Origin of the sequence: Halomonas sp. A3H3 (assembly GCF_000982975.1) — a bacterium.
Taxonomy (GTDB): domain Bacteria; phylum Pseudomonadota; class Gammaproteobacteria; order Pseudomonadales; family Halomonadaceae; genus Vreelandella; species Vreelandella titanicae.
In genome coordinates this window covers 4,630,836-4,655,295 of sequence record NZ_HG423343.1, presented here as the reverse complement: position 1 = coordinate 4,655,295, position 24,460 = coordinate 4,630,836, and the positions used below count along the sequence as shown (strand labels likewise).

Genomic DNA, 24,460 nt, shown 5'->3' with positions numbered 1-24,460 from the left:
TATGAGGTCTATTTTATAGGGCGGCGGCAATAGCGTTTTTTGTTAGTTACTAAACTGTTGCCTAAAGCGGGTTCTCAAAGAGAGCTGCTAAAGACCGTTATCAAAGACCATGGCGCTTCACTATGTTCAATGCCCACTATTTTCGTACCTTTATTACGCTTGTTGAAACAGGCAGTTTTACCCGTACGGCGCAACGTTTAGAAATGACCCAGCCGGGCGTAAGCCAGCATGTACGCAAGTTAGAAGACTATTTAAATAAAGAGCTGCTAGAGCGCAAGGGGCGTAGCTTTACATTAACCGAATCGGGGCGGCGTGCTTACGATTACGCTTTAAAGTTATTTGCTGAGCATGAACAGTTCCGTCACGGGCTAGACGATGACTCTTTGGATAGCGGTGACTGCCGCATTGCCTCGCCGGGTAGCGTTGGCCTGATGTTCTATCCGTATATATTGGGGCAGCAGCAAATGCACCCCAATTTAACGGTCAACTATAGCTTTGCGTTCAACCACGAAATCGTCAATGACCTGCTTGAAGGGCGTTATGACATCGGGATAGTCACCGAGGCAATGCGGCACCCTGAGCTTAGCTGCAGCATTTGGCATGAAGAACCGCTCTGCTTGGTGGTGCCTGCAGATTTTGCGGGCAGCACGTTATCAGATTTAATGGGCATCGGCTTTCTCAATTATTACGACGGCATTAACCATGCCAATGCACTGCTGCGAGCCAATTACCCCGACGAGTTTCGCTCAATGACCCATTTCCGCCATCAAGGCTTTACCAATGAGGTCAGCATGGTGCTGGATGCAGTGGCCAGGGGATTGGGCTTTAGCGTGGTATCGCGATTGGTATTGGAAACTTCGCCTTGGCAGCGCCAGGTAAAAGCGTTGAACCTGCCCAATGCGGTCAATGAAGTGCTCTATTTGCTGCGCCGCCGCGACTCGGTGCTGCCTAAGCGCTACGCGAAGCTGTTAGACGGTTTTCACGCTCAGCGTCTGCAAGAAAAAACGCCCTTGATGCCGTCTAATTGATTAGGCACCAAGGGCGTTTTCGTTACTTAGAGCGCTATCGCTTCACATCTTGCCAGCTTTTTCACATCTTGCCAGCTTTGCCGCTAGTTGCGATATTCGTCGATGCTAGGGCAGGAGCAGATTAACTGACGGTCACCGAAAACGTTATCGACGCGGTTAACGGCGGGCCAGTATTTAGCGGCTTGAACAGCCGCGGTCGGGAAGGCGGCCAACTGGCGGTCATAAGGCCGCTGCCAGTCGCTATCCATTAGATCCGCCTGGGTATGTGGCGCATTGACCAGCGGATTATTATCCAACGGCCATTCGCCGCTCTCCACTCGGGCGATCTCGTCACGAATGGCAATCATCGCATCGCAGAAACGGTCGATTTCATACAGCGACTCAGACTCAGTCGGTTCGATCATCAGCGTGCCCGGCACTGGGAACGACATGGTTGGTGCGTGAAAACCGTAATCCATCAAACGCTTGGCGATATCCTCCTCGCTAATCCCAGAGGCCGCTTTGAGCGGACGAATATCGATTATGCATTCGTGGGCAACGGTACCGTTCTGACCGCGGTATAGAATCGGGAATGCCGCTTCCAATCGTTTGGCAATGTAATTGGCGTTTAGGATGGCAAGCTCGGTAGCTTCCCGCAGCCCGCGGGCACCCATCATCTTAATGTAGGTCCAGGAAATGGGCAGAATGGAAGCACTGCCGAAGGCAGCCGCGGAGACTGCACCGCTATCAGTGTTGACGCCGTTGATAGGTGTTACCACATGGTTTGAAACGTAGGGCACCAAGTGGGCTTTCACGCCGATAGGGCCCATGCCCGGGCCGCCGCCACCGTGGGGAATACAGAACGTTTTGTGCAGGTTAAGGTGAGACACATCGCCGCCAAAATCGCCAGGACGGGTTAACCCTACCTGGGCGTTCATATTGGCGCCATCGATATACACCTGACCACCGTTGTCGTGAACGATCTTGCACGCTTCGCGTACGCTGGTTTCAAACACCCCGTGTGTGGATGGGTAGGTCAGCATAATGGCGGAGAGCTTATCGCTATGCTGTTCAGCTTTAGCGCGTAAATCCGCTATGTCGATATTGCCGTTTTGATCGCACTCGACCACCACCACCTTCATTTGCACCATGGCTGCCGAGGCAGGGTTGGTACCGTGGGCAGAGCTTGGAATCAAGCAGACATCGCGATGACCTTCGCCTTGGGCCGCTTGGTAACGACGAATTGCCACAAGGCCAGCATATTCACCCTGAGCGCCGGAGTTAGGCTGCATCGAGAGGTGATCGTAACCGGTGACTTCGACCAGGAAGGCCGAGAGCTCGTCGATCATTTGATGATAGCCAGCCACCTGGTCGCGAGGTGCAAAGGGGTGAAGGTGCGCAAACGAGGGCCAGGAGACGGGGATCATTTCGCTGGTGGCGTTGAGCTTCATGGTGCAGGAGCCGAGCGGGATCATTGCATGGGCAAGCGACAGATCCTTATTCTCCAGACGCTTTAAGTAGCGCAGCATTTCGGTTTCGCTGCGGTAGCGGTTAAAGGTGGGATGGCTCAAGAAGTCGCTTTCGCGCTGGCATGCCGTGGGAATGCCGGAAGCGCCGCTAGCTACCACTTGCTCGTCCAATACTGCAACGGCAAGGCCGTGCTCATCGCCCAGCAGCACATCAAACAATGTGGCTACATCGTGGGCGGTGGTGGTTTCATCCAGGCTAATACCGACATCGCCATTGCCGAAGTAGTGCAGATTAATATCATGGGTCATGGCTCGGCCATGGATCTTACCTGCATCAACACCTGTCAGACGTAGCGTATCAAACCAGCTGTCATGAGCGAGCGATACGCCTGCCTGCTTAAGGCCTTCGGCAAGCAGGGTGGCTAGGCGATGAACGCGGCCGGCAATTTTGCGCAACCCTTCTGCACCGTGATAGGTGGCATAAAAGCCTGCGATGTTGGCCAGAAGCGCCTGGGCGGTACAGATATTGGACGTCGCTTTCTCGCGGCGGATATGCTGCTCGCGGGTCTGCATTGCCATGCGCAGGGCGGTGTTACCACGGCTATCTTTTGATACGCCGATGATACGCCCAGGAATCGAGCGCTTGAGCTTGTCGGATGTAGCAAAGAACGCCGCGTGAGGGCCACCAAAGCCCATGGGTACGCCAAAGCGTTGGGAGTTGCCCACCACAATATCCGCGCCCAGCTGGCCGGGTTCTTTAAGCAGCACCAGACTCAAAAGATCGCTGGCCACGCAGGTCATTATATTGCGCTCAGCCGCGGCGCTTAATAGCGGTGCCAGATCGCGCACTTCACCACTGGCAGAGGGGTACTGAACCAGGGCTCCAAACACATCGTGGCTGGCCAACTCTTCTGCAGGGCCGGTGATCAGCTCAAAGCCAAAGAACTCGGCACGGGTTTTAACGACATCCAGCGTTTGCGGGAAAACATCGTCGGCGACGAAAAAAGCGTTGGATTTGCTTTTCTTATTACCACGCTTACACAGCGCCATGGCTTCGGCGGCAGCGGTGGCTTCGTCGAGCAGCGACGCATTAGCCAGCTCCATGCCGGTTAAATCCATGACCACCTGCTGGAAGTTAAGCAAGCCTTCCAGGCGTCCTTGAGAAATCTCCGGCTGGTAGGGGGTGTAGGCCGTGTACCAGCCTGGGTTTTCCAATACGTTGCGCTGAATCACCGCGGGCATATGGGTGCCGTAATAGCCCTGACCAATATAGCTCTTAGCCACGCGGTTCTGCCGCGCGAGGTGCGCTAGGTACTCTAGCGCCTCTGATTCGCTGCGCGGTTCATCAAGCGCTAGCTCACGGCCAAGACGGATATCGCTCGGCACGGTCTGTTCAATCAGATCTTCCATGTGCTGCATGTTGAGCGCTTTTAACATGGTGGCCACGTCATCTTGACTTGGACCATTATGACGTTTGATAAAAGCATCGTGATCGGCCAGCTCGGCCAGACGGCGTGTTTCAAGAGACATGAAGAAGATTCCGGACGTTAAGAGAGAACCGTGCAGGGCGTTAAGCGAAGAGCCTGCGATAAAGGATAAAGGCAGGCCCTAATATATGATTCAGCTACCGCCTTTAGTCGTCGGCGCTTAGCGTTGCTTGATAGGCATCTGCGTCGAGCAGGCCATCAAGTGAGTCGCTGTCTAAACGCACTTTCATAATCCAGCCGCCTTCGTAAGGCGCTTCATTGACTGTTTCAGGGGCGTCTTCAAGAGCGTCATTGACCTCAATGACTTCGCCAACAACCGGTGAGTAGAGATCAGAAGCAGCTTTTACCGATTCGATAACGCCAAACTCTTGCCCTTTGTTCAGCGCTGTTCCCACTTCAGGCAGTTCAACAAACACGACATCGCCGAGCGCCTGCTGGGCGTGATCAGTTATACCCACGGTCACGGTGCCGTCCTTATTATCCAGCACCCACTCGTGGCTTTCTGCGTAACGAAGATTGGTAGGAAGATTGCTCATGGTGTTTTCCTATATGAAACAGTTTTCTGGGCCCGAGCATACTAGCGGTTGTCGTTCGCCTTGGCGACTAGTGACTGGGGTAGATCGAGCGAATAAGCAAGCATGTTAACGTGTTTCCAATCGGAAACAAATTTCTTCGTTGCTTCAAAGCTTGCTTGGTAGCGTTATCGGTTCAGCTACTTTTCGCCGGGTTTGTGCAGAAGATCGGGTTATGAAAAAAGCGGTATCCTCTATGCACAAGCGACATCACCCTAGATGCTAGCTAAGTTTATGGTGTAAAACATTCAAATCGTGCGCTAACCAACAATAGCGTCGTTAGGACTAGCCCGTAATCGCAACAAGCCAATAATACACACCAATATTGCATACCAACAAAGCGAGGAGATGAACATGGAAGCATTAACTAGCCTCTTAGGGGCGATCAACGGCGTGGTCTGGGGGCCCGTCATGTTGATTCTGCTACTCGGTGTGGGGATCTACCTGCAGCTTGGCTTGAAACTAATGCCGATTAGAAAGCTCGGCATGGGCTTCAAGCTAATGTGGGCGGGGCGTGATGCGAAACCTGGGGTGGGTAAAGCGGCAGCTGCCAAAGAGGGAGACGAAGGGGAAATATCTCCTTTTAATGCCTTGATGACCGCACTCTCTGCGACCATCGGTACCGGTAATATTGCCGGTGTCGCCACAGCCATTGCGTTAGGTGGCCCTGGCGCTGTGTTTTGGATGTGGATTACCGCACTGGTGGGTATGGCCACTAAATTTGCTGAAGCGGTGCTGGCCGTGCGCTATCGTGAAACCGATAGCACTGGCTACCACGTGGGCGGGCCGATGTTTTACATCAAGAATGGCCTGGGTAAAAAGTGGCTATGGTTGGGCGGCCTGTTCTCATTTTTTGGCGCTGTCGCAGCCTTCGGGATCGGCAATACCGTTCAGTCCAACTCCGTTGCTGACGCCATGGACGCCACCTTCGGCGTGCCGCACTGGCTCACGGGGGTGGTCATTATGGTGCTGGCTGGCGCGGTGATTCTGGGCGGTATCAAGCGTATTGCTAAAGTGGCGGGCAAGTTGGTGCCGATTATGGGCATTGCCTACGTAGTGGCTGGCTTGTTGGTATTGATCGTCAATGCCGGGCAGATCGGTGAAGCTTTTGGTTTGATCTTCTACTATGCCTTCAACCCCATGGCGGCCGCAGGTGGTTTCGCGGGCGCCGCCGTCATGGCGGCGATTCGTTTTGGTGTGGCACGCGGGATCTTTTCCAACGAAGCGGGTTTGGGTAGTGCGCCGATCGCGCACGCGGCGGCCAAAACCAAAAATCCAGTGCGCCAAGGCTTAATCGCGATGTTGGGCACTTTTATCGATACCATTCTTGTGTGCACGATTACCGCGTTGGTGATTTTGACCTCAACGGTTTGGCAAGAGGGTGAAGCGGGGGCGTCGCTGACCGCGCTTTCGTTTGACGCTGCACTGCCTGGCTTTGGCAATCAGATTGTCGCCATTGCGTTGGCGATTTTTGCCTTTACCACCATCCTAGGCTGGTCATTTTACGGTGAGAAGTGCTGCCAGTTCCTGTTTGGCACTCGCTCTATTATGATCTATCGGGTGCTGTTCGTACTGGCCATCCCGCTGGGCGCCATCGCTCAACTGGGCTTTATCTGGCTCATGGCGGATACCTTCAACGCCATGATGGCGATCCCGAACCTGATTGCCTTGGCACTGCTTTCGCCGGTAGTCTTTAAGCTAACCAAGGACTATTTCGACGGCAAAGACGTATTGCCGGGTGAAGCACTGGATCACGACCAATAATACCCGCAGCGCGTTCATCGGCGCTGTAGGTGAACGTGAATAACAGGAGAGTCGGGAAGGCACTTAATCAGTGGCTTCCCGTTCTCTTTTTTGAGCGAACACTTTTAAGTGAGGAAAGCCCCTATGTCTGAATTAAAGCAAACGCCACTGCATGCGCTGCACCTCAAGCTAGGCGCCAAGATGGTACCTTTTGCTGGCTACGATATGCCGGTGCAGTATCCGCTGGGGGTCAAAAAAGAACATGAACACACCCGTCAAAAGTGCGGGCTGTTCGATGTCTCCCATATGGGGCAAATCAGCGTTTCCGGTGACGGCGTGGCCGAAGCCCTGGAAACCTTGATTCCTGCCGATTTGATGAGCCTTGAGAAAGGTGCCCAACGTTACGGGCTGTTCACCAACACAGAAGGCGGCATTATTGACGACCTGATGGTGGTCAATGCGGGTGATCACTTCTATCTGGTAGTGAATGCCGCCTGTAAAGATCAGGACTTGACTCACCTGCGCCTCAATTTGGCGTCAACCCATACAATTGAACCTTTGGATCGTGGCTTACTAGCGCTCCAAGGGCCTCAGGCGCGGGATGTCATGCAGCGGCTTTGCCCTGAAGCCTGTGAGCTTGTGTTTATGCAGCATGGCCGCTTCACTATTGCTGGGCAGGAGGTTTGGGTGAGCCGCAGCGGCTATACCGGTGAAGATGGTTTTGAAATTTCCGTCGCCGCCGATGCTTGCGAAGCCTTCGCTGAGCAACTGCTAGCTGAGCCTGAAGTCGAAGCGATTGGCCTGGGAGCGCGGGACTCGCTGCGTTTGGAAGCGGGTTTATGCCTGTATGGCCACGATATGGATGAGCAAACCACCCCGATAGAAGCAGGTCTAATTTGGGCGATTGGCAAGCCCCGTCGTCGTGGCGGTGATCGGCCGGGAGGTTTTCCAGGCGCCGATGTGATTCTTCATCAGGTCGATGCCAAAGATCACACCCGCAAGCGTGTTGGGCTGTTAGCTGAAGGTCGCGCGCCGGTGCGTGAGGGTGCGCCGCTTGTGGATGAGGCAGGCAATGAGATTGGAATCGTTACCTCCGGCAGCTTTGGTCCCAGCGTCGGTAAGCCTGTGGCGATGGGTTATGTCACTCGCGAGCAGGAAGCACCGCAAAGCACTGTATTCGCGGTGGTACGCGGTAAACAGTTACCTATGGTGGTAACTCCCACGCCGTTTGTAAAGCCGGGCTACTATCGCGGCTAGAAGCGTGTCCATCTACCCGCGGCCCCTGCTTAAGCTAGGGGCCGTTGCTTTATAAAGGACAGTATTACGAGGGATGGTTTCAAGCGAGTGTTTTAGCGCAGAACCTGCTTGGGATCGATGGGTTTGCCGCCTTGGCGCAGATCAAAGAGTAGATCATAGCGTTGGGTGGCACTGCTTTGACCTACCTCACAAAGTGGGTCTCCCGCGCTAACCTGTTTGCCTACCTCGACCAAAATGCGCTCGCAAAGGGCGTATACGGTTTGGAGGTTATTGGCATGGTGCACAATCACCACTTCACCCAACTGACGCATACCGTCGGCAAAGCGTACTTCGCCAGGGGCGACGGCTTTAGCCTGAGCGCCAGCTTGAGTAGCCAGCAGCATGGGCTGCAGGGTGCCTCGGCTGTCTGGCCCGAAGCGGCGAACCACTCGATAATCCTCCAGCGGCCAGGGCCAGCGCCTGGCTGATGAGGGTAGCGCCTGACTGGGAGCGCTGCTGGTAGGTGCAGCGGCAGGCTTGTTAGCGCTTGAAGAGCTGCTACTGTTTGCTGAGCTTCTAGATGAACTTCGCGCCGCTGAACCGCTAAGGGGGAGGCTGACTATTTGGCCAATTCTCAAATTAGTGGGAGAGGCACTAGGGTTGGCACTCTGAATGCGGCCACTGGTAGTGCCAAAATGTCGGGCGATGCTCGAGAACGTATCACCAGGACGGATTTGATAGCGGTAGGGGCCACCTGAAGGTGCCCGCTCCTGCTGGGTAGGAATTAATAGACGTTGCCCAATTTCCAGGCGCCGCGTATCGGCACCTGGGTTAAAGCGCTCCAAGCGTTCCAGTGGCACGTTAGCCCGGGCCGCCAGCTTACCCAGCGTGTCGCCACGCTGTACTTGCACCCAGTTGCCACTGATCTGGCTGGCGCTAGGAGCGGCTGCTCGCTGGGATGACGATGGAGGAGCGCTGGAACAGCCGGTCAGTAGTCCCGCTAACAGCCAAACAGTGAGCCAGCCGGCTAGGCGTGATCGGTTCGGCTGTCCAGCATGCCATCTTTTTCCAACCAGAGTGCATTGATCCATGTGTGGAAGCGTTCCTTATGCTGCTTTTCTTCGTGGTTTTCTGATGCGTACATCCACTCAGGAATGCTGAGTTGCCGTGCCTGTAATGTTATGGGCGCTTCCCTGCCGCATAAAAAGCCCCAAAACGTCGGCGAGGGGTTAGCGTAGCTGATCGTCACATCCAGGATACCATCCAATTGGTTGCCTAGCAGACTAAGTACTTGGGCAATGCCGCCCGCTTTAGGGCGTAATAAGTGGCGGTAGGGGCTCTGCTGGGCATCGCGTTTGGTAACCGAAAAGCGGGTGCCCTCGACAAAATTAAAAATCGCAATGGGCGAGTGCCTTGCCTGCTGACACATCCGTTCGGTAGCTGCTCGATCAATGGTGGCCAGTTTAGGGTTTTTAGCGACTTGTTCGCGGCTAAAGCGGCGCATAAAAGGAAATTCTAGTGCCCAAAAAGCCAACCCTACGATGGGGATCCAGATTAATTGACGTTTTAAGAAAAAACGTGGCATGGGGATACGCCGATGCAACGCCATCAACAGCATAAAGATATCCGTCCAACTGCGGTGGTTGGATATCACCAGCCACCACTGCTGTGGGCTCAAATTATCAGGTACGCTGGCGTGTAGCACGGGTTTGAGCCAGTGCCGCATCCACCAAAGATTAACGCCTATCCAGTTAAGCGCAACGCCATTCAGCCCCTGCAACACTAACTGTTTAAGCCGCTGCCCTGGGGCAATGACTTTAAGTAGCGTCAGCAGAATGAGAGGTACGCCCCAGAACAGCGTGTTGAGCGTTAGCAGCAGAGCGCTAATCAGCCCCTTTAAAATAGGCATACCACGTTTCCTTACCGTCAGACCAATAACGTAATACTGAATGCTAAATGATCCTAGCCACGCTGCCCAGCAGAAACCTACAGCAATTCATTAGCTTGATGATGTTTTAGGCGAGCGGCAGTGAAGGGGCTTGGACGGTGTTCAAGAGAACGGTGCGCAGTGCATGGGTGGCTACGGAGAGCTCTTGGTGAGTCAAAATGCCGACCCGGCAGGAGATAGCGGGCGCTGTCAGCGGTATGCAGCGAGCGCCCAGTTCATGCATTTGACGAATGCACATGGAAGGCACAGCGCTGACGCCCAGACCGTCGGCAACCATCCGCCCCACGGTGGAGAGCTGGTGGCTTTCAAAGGCCACAGTGAGCTCCATATCCTGTTTGCTCAGCTCCTGTTCCAATAAACGACGTACCATGGAGGGGCGCTGAAGAGTAATGAAATCGTAGCTTAGCAGCGTCGACCAGGCGAGCTGGGTGTTCTGGGTTAACGGAGAGCCAGTCGGCACGACCGCCACAAAATGGTCTTCAAACAGCGGCGTAAAGAGCAGGCTGCCGGTACCCTCCGGAGAAAAAGCGATCCCCATCTCTACCTGTCGGGAGCGCACCATGGCGGTAACCTCCTCGTTGATGACATCGTGCACGGTTATGTTGATTTTGGGGTACTGTTGGCGAAATTTAACCAGCGCCGCAGGGAGTAAGTTACCGGCAAAGGCGGGCATCGCCGCCACGCTAAGGCGCCCCAGCTGGAGGGTGAAGCGCTGGCGCAAACGCTCCTCGGTATTGTCCCACTGGGCCAGCAGATGTTTGGCTAGCGGTAGTAGCGACTCGCCTTCTGGGGTTAATCTGACGCTGCGGGTGCTACGAATCAGCAGTTTGCCACCCAGGGACTCTTCCAGGCCTTTAATTGCCAGGCTTAGCGCTGGTTGGGATAAATGCAGGCGCTCGCAGGCTTGAGTAAAGCTGAGGGTTTGGGCGACCGCCAGAAAGGCGCGCAGCTGTTTGACGGTCATAAAGCACCTTTTATAAGTTTAAAAAATAAATTGATAAGAAAAACAAACTTAACAAATATATCATCTCGCACAACACTGGCACTATCGTAAGCTTCAGTTCGCGAATTTTTGACAGCACTCATCTACGATAACACTGATCATCAACAACAATGTGAGGCACAACAATGGCAGGATTCGATAAGCGTGTAGCTTCCTACGAAGAGGCTATGGAAGGCATCGAAAGCGGTATGACCGTCATCGCCGGTGGCTTCGGGCTCTGCGGTATTCCCGAAAACCTGATTGCCGAGATCAAGCGACGCGGCGTCACTGACCTTACCGTGGTATCCAATAATTGCGGTGTCGATGGTTTTGGCTTGGGAATACTGCTTGAAGACCGCCAAATCAGTAAGATTCTGGCCTCTTACGTAGGTGAGAATGCCCTGTTTGAGAAGCAAATGCTCAACGATGAGATTGAAGTGGTGTTAACGCCTCAAGGCACATTGGCGGAAAAAATGCGCGCAGGCGGCGCTGGTATTCCCGCCTTTTACACCGCTACCGGTTACGGCACGCCGATTGGTGAGGGGAAAGAGGTTCGCGAGTTTAATGGCCGACACTGTATTTTAGAAGAAGCCATTGTAGGTGATTTTGCCATAGTGAAAGGCTGGAAGGCGGATCGCTATGGCAATGTAATGTATCGCCATACGGCGCAGAATTTTAACCCCATGGCCGCCACGGCGGGGAAAATTACCGTGGTGGAAGTTGAAGAGATCGTTGAACCGGGTGAGCTTGAGCCTAGCCAGATCCATACCCCAGGAATTTATGTGGATCGGATTATTCAAGGCACGTTTGAAAAGCGGATAGAGAAACGCACGGTGCGCAGCTAATACGCCGCGCCTTCAAACGCAACACTAGCTTCTCATTTAACGATTCAACAAGAGGAAGTCACCATGGCTTTAACACGAGAACAGATGGCTCAGCGTGTCGCCCGCGAACTTCAAGATGGTTTTTACGTCAACCTGGGCATTGGTATTCCCACCCTGGTTGCCAACTATATTCCGGATGGCATCGATGTCATGCTGCAATCCGAGAACGGTCTGCTGGGGATGGGCCGCTACCCCACCGAAGACGAACTTGATCCAGATATGATTAATGCGGGTAAAGAGACGGTGACGGCGCGCCCAGGCGCAGCGATTTTTTCTTCCGCAGAATCATTTGCGATGATTCGTGGTGGCCACGTGGATCTCACCGTGCTGGGGGCTTTCGAGGTGGATCAGCAGGGCAATATCGCGTCCTGGATGATTCCAGGGAAGTTGATCAAAGGCATGGGCGGTGCCATGGATCTCGTTGCCGGTGCCGACAATATCATTTGCACTATGACCCATGCCTCTAAGCACGGCGAATCCAAGCTATTGGAAAAATGCGAACTACCGCTGACCGGCGCAGGCTGCATTAACCGCGTGTTGACAGATTTAGCTTATCTTGAAATCAAAGACGGTGCCTTTATTCTCAAGGAGCGCGCTCCGGGCGTAAGCGTTGAGGAAATCGTCGAGAAGACGGCGGGCAAACTGATTGTGCCTGACCATGTTCCCGAAATGACGTTTGATGCCGAGTAAGTACGCTCCCATTAGCCCGAATGATAAACAGCCGAAGGTTAGAGGGTTAAATAAACTGCACAGTGAGACGCTAGCGCCATTACTGCTAGCGTCTCAGGCCATTTCACAGCGCGTATGGTGGGGTAGCAGTAAATCGGCAATATGCTCGTGATTATCTTCAACGTGCTTTTGGGCTAACGCCAGGCCGCCTAGGCAGAGGCGATGTTCATCGCCATTGGCGAAGACTGTTTTCTGTGGTGTGGTGGGGTAGAAGCGGTGATCAAGCAGTGATGATACCGTGAAGACACCGTTTTGCTGGCCCTCAAGGCTTGGCATGCCCACTTCACTTAGGCGTTGATCCAGCGTTTTCAAGGGCTCCCCCAACTGCCCACAATCAAAGCCAGCGTGATGCAATCGAGGGCCCATCACCGCTATCCAGGCAGCCAAGGGGTGAGCTTGCTGTAGCTGTTGATAAAGCGCCCAGCTAGGCATCGGCCAGGGGCGACCGCGGCAGAGCAAATTATGCCCCTTGCAATCCTGAGGGTGAGATTGTTGCACCAGCCCTTCAATGGCTTCCCGGGGCGCCTTGGACAATGTGCCTATTTGCAGTTCTGCCAGCACCAGCCAACTACTGCCGTCGCTTGGCGCGAGTAGTTGCACTAATAGGCCTTTATCGGCCATGGCGTAATGGCCCATGACGCGATAGCCCATATGAGCTAAATTGCCGGTAAGCGCGGCAGCGGCAAAGGGCCCGTAATTGAGCGTTACCAGCGTTAAATATTCAGCCGCCGTTGATAGTGGCCAAAGTCTAAGGGCGCCGATGTCGGGATGGGTATGTACATAGTCAAGCCACAGCTGCTGAACGAACTCCTGACGCTGCATGGTGAACTCCTTGCCTAAAGTGGCACACCTAGCGTGAGCCATTAAATAACTGCTCAGTATAGGCAAGCGGGGTAAGCAAGGGTTCAACGGCTATTAACGAGCGGTTAAACGGCAAGTAGCTGTTGATCGCGGACAAACTGATCAAATTCAGTAAAGCCGCCTACATGGGTTTGATCGACAAATACCTGCGGGACAGTGTGAATGGGTTTACCCGCTGTTTTGGCGATATCTTCTTTAGTGACGCCTTCAGAGGGCATATCCACATAGCGATAGCCTTCAATTTTTCCGACTTTTTCCAAATGCTCGGCCAGCTGTTTTGCGCGTACGCAGAAAGGACATGACATCCGACCAAAAATAACCACGAACATAGGTGGTGCTCCTTTACGATAAACTGAGTAAGTTATCAGGTAGACAGTAACTGAAGGGTAAATAGCCGTTTGGCTAAGCGATAAATTCGCGCCCATTGTGGCTGAGCAGAGCTCGTTTCGCCAATAGTAGCTCGCTACACGAACCATTAATGTCCGTTATCACCTGGGAAAACCAACAAGCCTATGCAAACGCTCACCGCTGACGAATACACCTTTCTTACTGATCTGTCGAAAGCGTACCGAGATAGGCACTTGCCATCCATTAAACGAAAAAGTGACTGGAACCCGCGTTTAGGGGTTGATGCGCTATGCTTCCAGCATCATGGCGCTAAGCACATGGTGGGGGCGTTGATTACGCCCTGCGAGCTGTGGCTGGTTGCAGTGCCTGACCACTCCCTGCTGACCGAGACTCTGGCGGATACGCTTACGCTTTCTCTGCCTTCAGGCACATACCCACTATCTCTTGAGCGCTTGCCAGGCGGCTACGGACTCTATAAGCGCGCCATTTTGCGAGATTTAAGCGAGCTGGAGAGCATGCAGGAGGCCGCGAGGCTGGCGCAGCAAATGATGGCGCGTTTAATGCAACCCGATGAAGGGCTCAACGCCTAAGTGCAGCCAGCTATACTGTCAGGATTTCTACAAACAGTATCTTCCATCCACGCAGTGAAAAAGGAAATTACCCATGACTTCCCAAGCCGTTACAACACCGCGAGTTGCGCTGGTAACCGGTACTAGCAGCGGGATCGGTGCCGCTGTGGTTAAGCACTTTTGCGAATTAGGTCATCAAGTGCTTGCCGTCGATTTTAATCCGGCGGGTAAGGCGGTCGCTGAAAAATCCGGCGCGGCGTTCTTTGAGGCGGATCTAACCGATCCCGACGCCTGCCGTGCGGCGGTGGCGGATGCGGTCAAGCGCTTTGGCGGTGTTGATATATTGGTCAATAACGCTGGGATTCAGCACGTTGCCCCGATTGAGACCTTCCCCGAGGAAAAGTGGCGTCAGATTATGGACTTGATGCTAACGGCGCCTTTCTTACTAACACAGGCGGCTTGGCCGCATATGCGTGAAAAGGGTTGGGGACGCATCGTTAACGTGGCCTCGATACACGCTCAGGTGGCTTCACCAGGGAAGGCGGCGTACATCAGTGCCAAACACGGCATGATTGGTTTGACCAAAACGGCGGCGCTAGAGGGCGGTGAACAAGGCATCACCGCGAATGCGGTATGTCCTGCCTATGTGAAAACCCCGTTAGTGGACAACCAAATCGCCGACCAGGCTAAATTGCACGGTATGGATGAGCAGGAGGTCATCGAGAAAGTCATGCTCAAACAGGCGGCCATCAAGCGCTTGATCGAACCTGAAGAGGTGGCGCAATTAGTCGCTTATCTGGCATCCGACGCAGCCGGTGCTGTGACTGGCTCAAGCTTTAATATCGATTTAGGCTGGACGGCGCATTAATTAATCAGTTTGGCCCCGCCAGTGACCTTGATGTGGTTGGCGGGGTGCTTTGTTGCAGGCTTTAACGACGTACGGGGCGTTTTTGTAGTTTGCGCTGCAGGGTGCGGCGGTGCATGCCCAGCGCTCGTGCGGTGGCGGATATATTGCCGTCGTGCTCCTGCAGCACTTTCTGAATATGCTCCCAGGTGATGCGGTTAATCGATGGCGGATTGTCTGCAAGCTCAATATCCGGGTCACCGCTTTGGCGCTCGAATGCGGTTAATACATCGTCGGCATCCACCGGCTTACACAGGTAGTTAACCGCGCCGAGCTTAATCGCCTCCACTGCGGTGGCAATGCTGGAGTAGCCGGTCAGCACCACAATGCGACACTGGGGCACGGTGGCAAGCAGCTCCGGAAGCAGTTTTAAACCTGAGCTGTTTTCCAGTTTTAAATCAAGGGTCGCCATGGTGGGTGAATGCTGCGCGGCCATGGTCAGGGCCTGCTCGGCATCGTGGGCAACTATAACGTCGTAACCGCGGCGCGTAAGGGCACGGTTCAGCACATGACAAAACATTTCATCGTCATCTATGATTAGCAGGCGTTGCTCTCGCGTTTGCATGTTGTCCTCAATCCATAACTGGCGGTGCTTGGGGCGGGCGCGATTAAGTTGGCGCTGCGCAGCGGGGCAGCGTGACTTCCGTTAGCGTACCCCCTTCCGGGTGATTATACAGGCTTACACCACCACCAAAGCGATTGATGGTGGCATGGGTTAAAAACAAGCCGATGCCCATGCCTTTGCTTTTAGTCGAAATAAACGTCTCACCCAACTGGTCGGCGATCGACATGGCGACACCTGGGCCATGGTCACGAATATCGATCACCACGCTCTCACTCTGCCAGTCTAAGCGTATGGCAATGTGCTCAGGATTGGCGTCAGCGGCGTTATTGAGCAAATTGGTCAATGCTTGGTCGAGCGTGGCATCGACGGCCAGCCAAGGTCTTCCGCGTTTCTCTGCCACATCGAACTGATGGCTCACATCAGGACGGAGCACCAACCAGCGCTGAACAACCCCCGCTAACCACACTTCTGCATCGAGCACTTCGGGTTCTGCCATACGCCGCCGGTCAGCGTTGGAGACCAAATTTTGTAGACGTGATTTGCATACGTCGACCTGCTGGCGCAATAAGTTAATGTCCTGATCAAGCGTCGAATCGGCGGGGGCATCGGCCTGCATCTCTTTGAGGAGGACTGCCATGGTAGAGAGTGGTGTGCCCAGTTCGTGGGCAGTGCCCGCGGCCTGGGTCGCGACCGCCAACACCTGCTCATTGCGCAGGGCCGCTTCCCGAGTGCGGGAGAGCGCCTGATCACGGCTACGCAGCGCGTGAGCCATTTTGTAGATAAAAAAGGTTACCAGCCCCGCAGAGAGGCCAAAGTTAAGCCACATGCCTAGTATATGCAGGCTCAAGGGGCTATCACTGTTGATATGGCCCAGTTGCGGGATGGGGTGGTAGGAGAACATTAAAAAGGTATAGCCCGCCATGGAGCATGCGGCGATGATCCAGGCATGGCGCCAGGGCAGGGTGGCGGCGGCGATGGTAACCGGCACCAGGTAGTAGGTAATAAAAGGGTTGGTGGAACCGCCCGAGAAATAGAACAGTAGTGTTAAGCCGGTGATATCGGCAAGTAAATGCAGCAAATACTCAAGGTGCGTCACCGCGCGGGGACGGCCCAGGCGCCACCAGGTGGCAATATTGAGTACGCCCATTGAAATGACCACGCTCACCACGGCGGTCACCGGTAAATCGAAGGCGAGCAGTTCAACGCCCACCACAATAGCCAATAAGAAACCGGTCCAGGTGATGCCGCGCACAATAGTCAGCCGCACCAAGTTTCGGTTGGGAGTAGAAAGCGGAAGGGGTAGGGCAGTTTGCATTTTGGGCTTACTTGGTCTTGGCTTTAAAGCCATGAATGACAGATTTAATCAACAGGGTCATCACGTAGGTTGTCCAGCCAGCCGACGCCAATATATTGAACAGCAGCATTTTAGGCGGCAACCAGGCGCTACCCAATAACGCTTCAAGCATGATGTGGAGGAACATCGCCAGCAGCAACGGCAGAGCCAGGGTATGGATCCACATATCGGTGCGTCGCTTGCGAATATGGTAGCGGCGCAACAGGTAACGCAGTGGCCGATGAGCCCAGCAGAAAACCACTAGAGCACCAATCACCAATAAGCTAGCAAGAGTGGGTTCTGTGCTGCCGATATGAACGGAGAGCGAAATCGACCAAGCGAGGCTTAGCCACATCAATCCTTCCAGGCTGGCAATAATATCCGCATAGCGGCGCACGTTCTGCATAAACAACCGAATCCTTAGCGTCAAAACTAACTTTTATAAACGACTGCAAAAACTAACCGTTAGATCTGGATCTTGAAAGAGCTGTGTCTCTAAAACAGCGCCGCCATAATACGATACTTGGGCTGGGGTGTGGGCACTTGAGGAGCGGATTTATCCCATCGCGCAATTGCGTATACTGTACATGGCGTATTTTACCCGACTTAACACCACTACAGGACATGCCGTGGACACTGTAACACTGACCCGCCCCGATGACTGGCACCTTCACTTGCGCGACGATGAGGCGCTCAACGCGGTGGTAGGCCATACCGCAGCGCAGATGGGGCGGGCGATCATTATGCCCAATCTCACCCCGCCGGTTACCACTACGGCTCAGGCGCTTGAGTATCGTCAGCGTATTCTTGCTGCCTTGCCAGCGGGCAGTACCTTCGAGCCCTTAATGGTGCTCTATCTCACCGATACAACTCCACCGGAAGAGATCGAGCGCGCGGCACAAAGTGGCATTGTCAAAGCGGTGAAGCTTTACCCGGCGGGTGCCACGACTAACTCCGATTCAGGGGTGACCGATTTGGCCCACTGTGACGCCACTATCGAAATGATGGCTAAGGTTGGCATGCCACTTTTGGTGCATGGTGAAGTCACCCATGCTGAGATCGATATTTTTGATCGCGAAGCGGTGTTTATTGAAACAGTGCTAAAACCGCTGCTGGAACGCCATCCGGCGCTGAGAGTAGTGTGTGAGCATATCACCACCCAGCAAGCCGCAGAGTTTGTTGCCCAGGCACCGGATAATGTGGCCGCCACCATTACTGCGCATCACCTGCTTTTTAACCGCAATAAGATGCTGGTGGGTGGGATTCGTCCTCACTACTACTGCCTGCCCATTCTAAAGCGTGAGCAGCATCGCCAGGCGCTGCTTAAAGCAGCCACCAGCGGTAGCCATAAGTTCTTTTTGGGCACCGATAGCGCGCCCCACTCCCAGGGGGCTAAAGAGTCAAGCTGCGGCTGTGCCGGTGCCTATACTGCCCCCGTGGCCATTGAGCTTTACGCCACCGCCTTCGATGAAATGGGTGCCCTGGATAAGTTGGAAGCCTTCGCCAGCCTGAATGGGCCGCGTTTTTATGGGTTATCGGCTAACGCAGACACCATTACGCTAGAGCGACGGGGTTGGACACTGCCGGAGAGTTATCCTTACGCTCAGGGAGAGAACATTATTCCATTGCTGGCGGGGGAGACGCTTAACTGGGCGGTTAGGTCTTAACAAGCCAGGTCTTAACAAGCGCCGTCGACGCTTTAACGGTCGACGGCTCCAAGCGCTTAGTAAGCCCTGTTAGACGTTGCCAAGTTGCTTAAGCATTTGGTCAACCATGCGCGATGAGTGGTCGGCGGCCACTTCCAGAAATTCATCGAAGGAGAGGTGGTTGTCGCCACTGCCAGGAATGTCAGAGAGCGCGCGGATCACCACGAAGGGGCACTGGTAGAGGTGGCACGTTTGAGCAATGGCTGCGCCCTCCATCTCTACCGCAAGCATGCTAGGGAACTGGGCACGGGTAGCGTCTACCCTTGCAGGGTCAGCCATAAAGGCGTCACCGGTAGCGATCAAGCCTTCGCGTACCTGGACTTCACCTAACGAGACGATGGCATTACGCGCCACTTCTCGCAGCGATTTGTCGGCCAAGTAGGCGGCGGGCATTCCCGGCACTTGGCCTATCTCGTAGCCAAATACCACGGCGTCGACGTCGTGATGGCGTACTTCGTCTGAAATGATTACATCGCCAATGGCTAAATCGGCGGCAAAGCCACCGGCGGAACCGGTATTGATAATGGCATCGGGCTGATGGCGCTCTAATAAAATAGCCGTGCCTACTGCGGCATTGACCTTACCAATCCCTGACTGCAGCACAATGACCTCAAGGCCGTAACGCGTGCCGGTATGGAAGACAAAACCCGCGTGCTCGTAGCGTTGGGGATTGTCCAACTGACTCACCAAGGTGCTCACTTCCTGCGCCATTGCGCCAATAATACCAATACGCTTCACTGCGCCATGCTCCTACATTAAAAGTGGTGTTGTTTAACTCAGGCGTGCTCTAGGGGAGCTAAATCGTGCTTCTCGGCGGCTTCAAGGGTATTTTCCAGCAGAGTAGCTACGGTCATCGGCCCCACGCCGCCAGGTACGGGGGTGATAAAGCTGGCGCGTTCGGCGGCGGTGGCAAAATCAAGATCGCCTTTTAACGTGCCATCCTCCTGACGATTGATGCCTACGTCGATCACGATAGCGCCCGGCTTAATCCATTCGCCTTTCACGATACCCGGCTTGCCGACGGCCACGACCAGGATGTCGGCTCGGCTTACGTGATCTTCAAGGTTGCGGGTAAAACGGTGACATACGGTGGTGGTACAGCCTGCCAGCATCAGCTCCAGCGCCATAGGGCGGCCTACAATGTTAGAGGCGCCCACAACGGTGGCATCTAAGCCGCGTAGCGCAATATCGCTCTGTGCCAGTAGGGTCATGATTCCTTTCGGCGTGCAGGGGCGTAGGGCGGGCATACGCTGCGCTAAGCGGCCAATGTTGTAGGGGTGAAACCCATCGACGTCTTTGCCAGGCAGAATACGCTCTAAAATGGGCTCGGCATCGAGATGCTTGGGCAGTGGCAGTTGAACCAAGATGCCATCAACGGTCGGGTCGCTGTTGAGCTGATCAACCAGGGCTTCCAGTTCATGCTGTGAGGTTGTAGCGGGTAGGGCATGCTGAAAGGAGAGAATGCCAGCTTGTTCGCAGGCGCGGTGCTTATTGCTGACATACACATGAGAGGCGGGATCGTCCCCGACCACAACCACGGCTAGTCCCGGTGCCCGTCCGCCGGTTTGACGGCGTGCAGCGATCTTTTCGGCAACCTGTTGGCGGACAGTAGCAGCGATGGCTTTGCCATCGATTAGTTGGGCGGTCATGTAATGGAGTCCCTGTGAATGTTAAAAATAGCCTAGGCATTAAAGCGCTCAAGCCACAGCGCTTTAAAGGCGGTAATTTTCGCACGCTGGAGCATCCAGGCAAAGCGCCTTCACGAACAATCACTTTAATGGTTGACTTTAAAATTAAAAATAGTAATATATGCCTCGCTTGAGACGGGCAGCACGGTAGCGTCTAAGGTGATAAAAATCGGGATGTAGCGCAGTCTGGTAGCGCGCCTGCTTTGGGAGCAGGATGTCGGGGGTTCGAATCCCTCCATCCCGACCAATCACTTAGCATGAAAGGTAGTAGTTTGCTTTTCCAAGCTGCAGTTGTGGTCTAGTGCTCATCGGTATTCGTATTATATGAATACTATATGTGCGCCCATAGCTCAACCGGATAGAGCAACGGCCTTCTAAGCCGTAGGTTGCGGGTTCGATTCCTGCTGGGCGTGCCACCTAATTCAGTGGTAACAACCTGTCAGAATCATATCTTCAAGCGCATGCTATTTGTTCTACGTAAGATTGTCTTTGGTGGGTGTAGCTCAGGGGTAGAGCCCCGGATTGTGACTCCGGTGGTCGTGGGTTCAAATCCCATCATCCACCCCAGTGACAATATTTGCGTTTCCAGTTTTAGGTTGTGGTGGGTGTAGCTCAGTGGTAGAGCCCCGGATTGTGACTCCGGTGGTCGTGGGTTCAAGTCCCATCATCCACCCCATTACCCCAGCATATATCGCTTCTGCTATTTTTAATTTCCTTTTAGTTTACCCCTTCTTTTAGAGAGTATGCCCTTAACTGGGGTTTTTGTGTTTCTGGCTTTTAGACTCCTCCTTTATTGTAGCTAGCGCGGCATCACCTTAATGCGGTTACCCGCCATATGGGTGAGCGGCTCAGGCCTGCCCAGCAAATACCCCTGCGCGTAGTTGATTCCCATGTGGTGCAAAATATCCAGCGTTGCCTGGGTTTCCACAAATTCAGCAATGGTTTCAATTCCTAACGCCTTGCCGACGGCATGAATCGCCTCAACCATCGCCCGATCAATCGGATCCTGATGCACATTGCGGATAAAATTACCGTCAATTTTCAAATAATCGACGGGCAACTGCTTCAAATAACTAAAAGAGGAGAGGCCGGTACCAAAGTCATCCAGTGCAAAGCGACAGCCGTACTCTTTAAGGGTGACAATTATTTCACTCACGCTTGAGAGTTGGGCAATGGCGGTGCTTTCGGTAATTTCAAAGCAGAGCGTGCCGTGGGGCAGGCCTGCCATGGCGACCTGAGTAATAAGGTCGTGACAAAAATCCGCATCGGAAAGCGACGCACCTGAAAGATTGATCCCCCATAAGCTGTGAGGTGGCAGCGTCGCATGGCGGTTTTGATCCCCTAGCCAGGCTAGGGTGTTACGAATCACCCAGCGGTCAATGCGCTCCATAAAGTGATAACGCTCGGCAGCGGGTAGAAAGCTACCTGGCGCGATGATCTCTCCATGCTCTTCAAGTCGCAGCAGAATTTCCCGGTAGCCAGGGCCAGTGGCGCAAATGGCTGCAATGGGTTGGGCGAAAAGACGGAAGGTGTCGTTATCCAAGCCATTTTGCAAGCGTTGTACCCACTGCAGTTCGCCGTGTTTCTCCAGTAATGCATGATCGTCAGGCTGATAGCAGTGGATGCGATTGCGGCCTGCCTCTTTCGCGGCGTAGCACGCAGCGTCAGAGGCGTGGAGAGCCTGGCTCAACTGCATGGGCTGAGCGGCGTTGAGTTCAACCAAACCAATGCTTACGCCGATACCAAAGGTATGGCCCTGCCAAGAAAAACGATACTGCTCAATATCGCAGCGTAACGCTTCCGCAATCGTCAATGCTCGCTCTATACCGCAATCGGGTAGCAACAAAGCGAATTCATCGCCACCCAGGCGGGCGGCGATATCGCTGCTGCGCACATGGTCTTTAAATTTTAACGCCAATTGGCGCAGCAGCTCATCTCCAGCGAGATGGCCGCAGGTGTCATTGACGATTTTGAACTGATCGAGATCCAGGTAACACAGCACATGGTGGCCATCGTCGCGATTAAGTAGCGCAGTCAGTGCTGATTCGAAGGCGCGGCGGTTGAGCAGGTCGGTCAGGTTGTCATGGCTGACCTGATAGCTCAGCTGTTCGGTCAACTGGCGAGTGAGGCTAACATCCTGAAAAACGACCACTGCACCTAAGGTAATGCCGCTGCGCGAACGTATTGGTGAAGCGCTGTGTTGGATGGGGGTATGCGAGTGATCACGACTGACCAGTAGGCAGTGCTCGGTGGAGTGCACCGGAGTTAGTTGAGTGAGCACTTGCCGGGCCGGGTTGTTTAGCGGTTGGCCACTGGCTTCATCGAGTAGTTGATACACCACGTAAATGGGTTTATCCATGGCCTCTTCGAGTGTCCATCCGGTCAAGCGCTTAGCTTCCGCATTGATAAACGTTACGTTGCCACTAGCGTCGCAGGTAATAACGCCATCACCGATCGATGCCAGGGTAGTACGGGCAAGGTCGCGTTCGCGGTTTAACTGCTCCTGCAGCTGTTTGCGCTCGGTAATATCGCGCACCATCCCTGAGCGCTCTGACGCGGAACCGCTGGCTCCTTCGCTGACTTGTATTTCCAGGTGGCGCACCTGCATATCTGCGCAGCGGCGTTTAATTTCATGGCGTGCTCCGGGGCTGAGGGAGCGGGTTGGCAATAGCTGCGAGACAGGTTGGCCAATAATCTGTTTGGCGTCGACCTCGAAGAGTTGCTCCGCTCCAGGGTTAAGGCTGGTCAGGGTGCCGTCTGCCTGCCAGGTAATCACGCCATCGCGGAGATTGCGAAGCATCACGCGGGTATGTCCAACGGCGCTTTCAAGGGCAGCGGTTACGCGATTATAGCTCGCCGCTATTTCGCCCACTTCGGTAAACGGGTCGGCGTCAATTCGCTGGCGCATATCACCCTGCTGTTCATGCTGGCGCATATGCTCAAGCAGTTGGTTCAACTCATTTTTGGCGCCATGCTCGGCGAGATTGAGGCCCATCTTTTCTGCTTCAGGTGAGACGCGTATGGGCAGGAAGCGCCGGGTAATGCGGAACAGTAGCCAGGCGCTGCCAAAGCTCCAAACGCCGCACACCACAACACCGATCAACTGAACGCCAAACTGAGCGGATCGCGACAAGCCACTATCCATCAGTGTTAAGTCAGCGACCCAGGGCAGTGCTAGCGTACCCCATACGCCCGCGACGAGGTGCGAGGGTATGGCGCTGACTGCATCATCAATATGTTTGCTTATCAGCCATTCGCTGATCAGTACCATCAGTACGCCACTAACCGCACCCAGCCCAAATGCCGCCGATAAGGAGATCACATGAGCGCTGGCGGTGACGGCGACCAAGCCCGCAATGGCGCCATTAATCGCATACATAACGTCGGCGTAGCGCCGAGTGCGTAGCCCCATCAGCATGCCCGAAAGGATGCCGCCGACGGCGCCCAAAACAGTATTGGCTATTATGCTGGGTATTTGCTCGGTAACGGCCAGGGTGCTACCGCCGTTAAAGCCAAACCAGCCTAAGATCATAAACAGTGCGCCTAACATGGCGAGGGGTAAGTTGCCTGAAGGGAAGGCAGTAGGTGGTTTACCGTGGCTGAAGCGTCCGCTGCGTGGCCCAATACACAGTACCGCTGCCAGGGCGACCCAACCGCCTACGCTATGTACGACCGTGGAGCCCGCAAAGTCGACAAACCCTAGCGCCCCTAACCAGCCTTCCGCGCCATCCAAAAGCCCGCTCCATGCCCAATGCCCAAAAACCGGATAGATAACCAAGGCTATCCAGAGGGCCGTCCAGGTATAGGCTAAAAAGGGCATACGTTCTGCCACTGCGCCCGACACAATGGTAGCGGCGGTGGCGCAGAACATTGCTTGGAAAATAAAAACGGTAATCACCCAGTGGCTGGAGGCTTCTAATTGCCAACCAAACAGCGTTGTGCCGATTAAGCCGTGGTGAGAGTCGCCAAACATGAGACCAAAACCGACTAACCAAAAAATACTGACGGCAATGGCAAAGTCCGCTACGTTTTTCATAGCGACGTTGATAGCATTCTTGGTGCGCGTAGTGCCCGCTTCCAGGCAGAGAAAGCCAGCTTGCATCACAAATACCAGAGCAGCGGCCCAGAGCACCCAGAGCATATCGAGCAACGAGCTGTCCAAATTTAGCGTGGTAGGCATGGTGTTTTCCTTAGTATCTTTTGGTGCAAGTGCGCTTCTTTTTGGTGCTTTGTTTGTTTTAAGCGGAAGGAGGGGGAACCGTTGCACCGGTGCTAACTGACTGCTATTCAGGTTTCCTAATAGAAACTAAGCAATTGTTATGCCGCTAATAGTGAAGTCATCCTTTTTAACGCTAATGGCAGCATTAATTACTGATTTTTAGAAATAAAATAGCGTTTTCTACTGTGTTAATGCGCATTGATTGGTGAT

Annotated in this window: 22 protein-coding genes and 4 tRNA genes; 13 read left to right on the top strand and 13 right to left on the bottom strand. The window is 54.1% G+C overall.

The features are described from left to right. Positions 1 to 122: 122 nt before the first annotated feature. Positions 123 to 1,028: a LysR family transcriptional regulator gene (locus HALA3H3_RS21145; protein ID WP_009286662.1), complete on the top strand. Its 906-nt coding sequence runs from the start codon at positions 123 to 125 to the stop codon at positions 1,026 to 1,028. An 83-nt stretch (positions 1,029 to 1,111) separates the two neighbouring features. Here HALA3H3_RS21145 and gcvP read toward each other — a convergent pair whose 3' ends face one another. Continuing rightward, complete coding sequence (gene gcvP / locus HALA3H3_RS21140; RefSeq protein WP_022523521.1) at positions 1,112 to 4,006, bottom strand: aminomethyl-transferring glycine dehydrogenase; 2,895 nt, start codon at positions 4,004 to 4,006, stop codon at positions 1,112 to 1,114. A 103-nt stretch (positions 4,007 to 4,109) separates the two neighbouring features. After that, entirely contained in the window at positions 4,110 to 4,499 is a 390-nt protein-coding gene (gene gcvH / locus HALA3H3_RS21135) for a glycine cleavage system protein GcvH (RefSeq protein ID WP_022523520.1), read from the bottom strand. A gap of 390 nt (positions 4,500 to 4,889) precedes the next feature. Here gcvH and HALA3H3_RS21130 point away from each other — a divergent pair, with 390 nt between their 5' ends. Continuing rightward, a complete protein-coding gene (locus HALA3H3_RS21130) occupies positions 4,890 to 6,299 on the top strand; it encodes an alanine/glycine:cation symporter family protein (RefSeq protein ID WP_022523519.1) in 1,410 nt (469 codons plus the stop codon). A gap of 123 nt (positions 6,300 to 6,422) precedes the next feature. After that, complete coding sequence (gene gcvT, locus HALA3H3_RS21125; protein ID WP_022523518.1) at positions 6,423 to 7,535, top strand: glycine cleavage system aminomethyltransferase GcvT; 1,113 nt, start codon at positions 6,423 to 6,425, stop codon at positions 7,533 to 7,535. A gap of 92 nt (positions 7,536 to 7,627) precedes the next feature. On the opposite strand, the gene HALA3H3_RS21120 is transcribed toward gcvT, so the two are convergent. The 3 genes from HALA3H3_RS21120 to HALA3H3_RS21110 all read right to left on the bottom strand — a co-directional run bounded on the left by HALA3H3_RS21120 (position 7,628) and on the right by HALA3H3_RS21110 (position 10,426). Beyond that, the gene (locus HALA3H3_RS21120; protein WP_027959398.1) at positions 7,628 to 8,425 is read right to left on the bottom strand and encodes a LysM peptidoglycan-binding domain-containing protein; all 798 of its coding nucleotides are present in this window, start codon (positions 8,423 to 8,425) and stop codon (positions 7,628 to 7,630) included. A gap of 116 nt (positions 8,426 to 8,541) precedes the next feature. Beyond that, complete coding sequence (locus HALA3H3_RS21115) at positions 8,542 to 9,423, bottom strand: acyltransferase (protein ID WP_022523516.1); 882 nt, start codon at positions 9,421 to 9,423, stop codon at positions 8,542 to 8,544. Positions 9,424 to 9,529: 106 nt separating this feature from the next. Then, positions 9,530 to 10,426: a LysR family transcriptional regulator gene (locus tag HALA3H3_RS21110; RefSeq protein ID WP_022523515.1), complete on the bottom strand. Its 897-nt coding sequence runs from the start codon at positions 10,424 to 10,426 to the stop codon at positions 9,530 to 9,532. Positions 10,427 to 10,590: 164 nt separating this feature from the next. Between HALA3H3_RS21110 and HALA3H3_RS21105 the strand changes: the two genes are divergently transcribed. Then, entirely contained in the window at positions 10,591 to 11,289 is a 699-nt protein-coding gene (locus HALA3H3_RS21105) for a CoA transferase subunit A (RefSeq protein ID WP_009286666.1), read from the top strand. A gap of 63 nt (positions 11,290 to 11,352) precedes the next feature. Continuing rightward, complete coding sequence (locus tag HALA3H3_RS21100) at positions 11,353 to 12,018, top strand: CoA transferase subunit B (RefSeq protein ID WP_022523514.1); 666 nt, start codon at positions 11,353 to 11,355, stop codon at positions 12,016 to 12,018. 93 nt (positions 12,019 to 12,111) lie between these two features. Here HALA3H3_RS21100 and HALA3H3_RS21095 read toward each other — a convergent pair whose 3' ends face one another. Together HALA3H3_RS21095 and HALA3H3_RS21090 are read right to left on the bottom strand one after the other, a co-directional pair. Beyond that, positions 12,112 to 12,879: a VOC family protein gene (locus HALA3H3_RS21095; protein WP_022523513.1), complete on the bottom strand. Its 768-nt coding sequence runs from the start codon at positions 12,877 to 12,879 to the stop codon at positions 12,112 to 12,114. A gap of 104 nt (positions 12,880 to 12,983) precedes the next feature. Continuing rightward, positions 12,984 to 13,247 carry a GrxA family glutaredoxin gene (locus HALA3H3_RS21090; RefSeq protein ID WP_022523512.1) on the bottom strand — a complete coding sequence of 88 codons (264 nt, stop codon included), beginning with the start codon at positions 13,245 to 13,247 and terminating at the stop codon, positions 12,984 to 12,986. A 183-nt stretch (positions 13,248 to 13,430) separates the two neighbouring features. Between HALA3H3_RS21090 and hybE the strand changes: the two genes are divergently transcribed. Further along, on the top strand, positions 13,431 to 13,856 hold the full coding sequence (gene hybE, locus HALA3H3_RS21085) for a [NiFe]-hydrogenase assembly chaperone HybE (RefSeq protein WP_022523511.1): 426 nt from the start codon (positions 13,431 to 13,433) through the stop codon (positions 13,854 to 13,856). Positions 13,857 to 13,929: 73 nt separating this feature from the next. Further along, entirely contained in the window at positions 13,930 to 14,703 is a 774-nt protein-coding gene (locus HALA3H3_RS21080; RefSeq protein WP_022523510.1) for a 3-hydroxybutyrate dehydrogenase, read from the top strand. 61 nt (positions 14,704 to 14,764) lie between these two features. Here the strand turns inward: HALA3H3_RS21080 and HALA3H3_RS21075 are convergent, their stop codons facing one another. Genes HALA3H3_RS21075 through HALA3H3_RS21065 form a run of 3 tightly spaced genes read right to left on the bottom strand, consistent with a single transcriptional unit; the run spans position 14,765 to position 17,043 of the window. Then, positions 14,765 to 15,304 carry a response regulator transcription factor gene (locus HALA3H3_RS21075; protein WP_009286672.1) on the bottom strand — a complete coding sequence of 180 codons (540 nt, stop codon included), beginning with the start codon at positions 15,302 to 15,304 and terminating at the stop codon, positions 14,765 to 14,767. A 43-nt stretch (positions 15,305 to 15,347) separates the two neighbouring features. Continuing rightward, positions 15,348 to 16,619 (bottom strand): ATP-binding protein, encoded by a 1,272-nt coding sequence (locus HALA3H3_RS21070; RefSeq protein ID WP_022523509.1) that lies wholly within the window; start codon positions 16,617 to 16,619, stop codon positions 15,348 to 15,350. 7 nt (positions 16,620 to 16,626) lie between these two features. Continuing rightward, the gene (locus HALA3H3_RS21065) at positions 16,627 to 17,043 is read right to left on the bottom strand and encodes a hypothetical protein (RefSeq protein ID WP_022523508.1); all 417 of its coding nucleotides are present in this window, start codon (positions 17,041 to 17,043) and stop codon (positions 16,627 to 16,629) included. 223 nt (positions 17,044 to 17,266) lie between these two features. On the opposite strand from HALA3H3_RS21065, the gene pyrC reads away from it, so the two are divergent. Continuing rightward, on the top strand, positions 17,267 to 18,304 hold the full coding sequence (gene pyrC, locus HALA3H3_RS21060; RefSeq protein ID WP_022523507.1) for a dihydroorotase: 1,038 nt from the start codon (positions 17,267 to 17,269) through the stop codon (positions 18,302 to 18,304). 69 nt (positions 18,305 to 18,373) lie between these two features. Here pyrC and mtnN read toward each other — a convergent pair whose 3' ends face one another. Together mtnN and folD are read right to left on the bottom strand one after the other, a co-directional pair. Beyond that, the gene (gene mtnN, locus HALA3H3_RS21055; RefSeq protein ID WP_022523506.1) at positions 18,374 to 19,081 is read right to left on the bottom strand and encodes a 5'-methylthioadenosine/S-adenosylhomocysteine nucleosidase; all 708 of its coding nucleotides are present in this window, start codon (positions 19,079 to 19,081) and stop codon (positions 18,374 to 18,376) included. 38 nt (positions 19,082 to 19,119) lie between these two features. Continuing rightward, a complete protein-coding gene (gene folD, locus HALA3H3_RS21050) occupies positions 19,120 to 19,992 on the bottom strand; it encodes a bifunctional methylenetetrahydrofolate dehydrogenase/methenyltetrahydrofolate cyclohydrolase FolD (RefSeq protein WP_009286677.1) in 873 nt (290 codons plus the stop codon). Between the two features lie 14 nt (positions 19,993 to 20,006). Here folD and HALA3H3_RS26965 point away from each other — a divergent pair, with 14 nt between their 5' ends. From HALA3H3_RS26965 to HALA3H3_RS21030, 5 genes are all read left to right on the top strand, one after another. Beyond that, positions 20,007 to 20,165, top strand: coding sequence for a hypothetical protein (locus tag HALA3H3_RS26965; protein ID WP_022523505.1), 159 nt, complete (start codon positions 20,007 to 20,009; stop codon positions 20,163 to 20,165). A 36-nt stretch (positions 20,166 to 20,201) separates the two neighbouring features. Further along, positions 20,202 to 20,278 (top strand) — tRNA-Pro (locus tag HALA3H3_RS21045). A 92-nt stretch (positions 20,279 to 20,370) separates the two neighbouring features. Continuing rightward, positions 20,371 to 20,447, top strand: a tRNA-Arg gene (locus HALA3H3_RS21040). Between the two features lie 76 nt (positions 20,448 to 20,523). Beyond that, positions 20,524 to 20,598, top strand: a tRNA-His gene (locus tag HALA3H3_RS21035). A gap of 34 nt (positions 20,599 to 20,632) precedes the next feature. Further along, positions 20,633 to 20,707, top strand: a tRNA-His gene (locus HALA3H3_RS21030). 123 nt (positions 20,708 to 20,830) lie between these two features. Here the strand turns inward: HALA3H3_RS21030 and amt are convergent. Continuing rightward, a complete protein-coding gene (gene amt / locus HALA3H3_RS21025) occupies positions 20,831 to 24,211 on the bottom strand; it encodes an ammonium transporter (protein ID WP_022523504.1) in 3,381 nt (1,126 codons plus the stop codon). Between the last annotated feature and the right edge of the window lie 249 nt (positions 24,212 to 24,460).

Coding starts and splice junctions, on each gene's coding strand:
- HALA3H3_RS21145 (WP_009286662.1), top strand. CDS start 123: ATGTTCAATGCCCACTATTTTCGTACCTTTATTACGCTTGTTGAAACA.
- gcvP (WP_022523521.1), bottom strand. CDS start 4,006: ATGTCTCTTGAAACACGCCGTCTGGCCGAGCTGGCCGATCACGATGCT.
- gcvH (WP_022523520.1), bottom strand. CDS start 4,499: ATGAGCAATCTTCCTACCAATCTTCGTTACGCAGAAAGCCACGAGTGG.
- HALA3H3_RS21130 (WP_022523519.1), top strand. CDS start 4,890: ATGGAAGCATTAACTAGCCTCTTAGGGGCGATCAACGGCGTGGTCTGG.
- gcvT (WP_022523518.1), top strand. CDS start 6,423: ATGTCTGAATTAAAGCAAACGCCACTGCATGCGCTGCACCTCAAGCTA.
- HALA3H3_RS21115 (WP_022523516.1), bottom strand. CDS start 9,423: ATGCCTATTTTAAAGGGGCTGATTAGCGCTCTGCTGCTAACGCTCAAC.
- HALA3H3_RS21110 (WP_022523515.1), bottom strand. CDS start 10,426: ATGACCGTCAAACAGCTGCGCGCCTTTCTGGCGGTCGCCCAAACCCTC.
- HALA3H3_RS21105 (WP_009286666.1), top strand. CDS start 10,591: ATGGCAGGATTCGATAAGCGTGTAGCTTCCTACGAAGAGGCTATGGAA.
- HALA3H3_RS21100 (WP_022523514.1), top strand. CDS start 11,353: ATGGCTTTAACACGAGAACAGATGGCTCAGCGTGTCGCCCGCGAACTT.
- HALA3H3_RS21095 (WP_022523513.1), bottom strand. CDS start 12,879: ATGCAGCGTCAGGAGTTCGTTCAGCAGCTGTGGCTTGACTATGTACAT.
- HALA3H3_RS21090 (WP_022523512.1), bottom strand. CDS start 13,247: ATGTTCGTGGTTATTTTTGGTCGGATGTCATGTCCTTTCTGCGTACGC.
- hybE (WP_022523511.1), top strand. CDS start 13,431: ATGCAAACGCTCACCGCTGACGAATACACCTTTCTTACTGATCTGTCG.
- HALA3H3_RS21080 (WP_022523510.1), top strand. CDS start 13,930: ATGACTTCCCAAGCCGTTACAACACCGCGAGTTGCGCTGGTAACCGGT.
- HALA3H3_RS21075 (WP_009286672.1), bottom strand. CDS start 15,304: ATGCAAACGCGAGAGCAACGCCTGCTAATCATAGATGACGATGAAATG.
- HALA3H3_RS21070 (WP_022523509.1), bottom strand. CDS start 16,619: ATGCAAACTGCCCTACCCCTTCCGCTTTCTACTCCCAACCGAAACTTG.
- HALA3H3_RS21065 (WP_022523508.1), bottom strand. CDS start 17,043: ATGCAGAACGTGCGCCGCTATGCGGATATTATTGCCAGCCTGGAAGGA.
- folD (WP_009286677.1), bottom strand. CDS start 19,992: ATGACCGCCCAACTAATCGATGGCAAAGCCATCGCTGCTACTGTCCGC.
- amt (WP_022523504.1), bottom strand. CDS start 24,211: ATGCCTACCACGCTAAATTTGGACAGCTCGTTGCTCGATATGCTCTGG.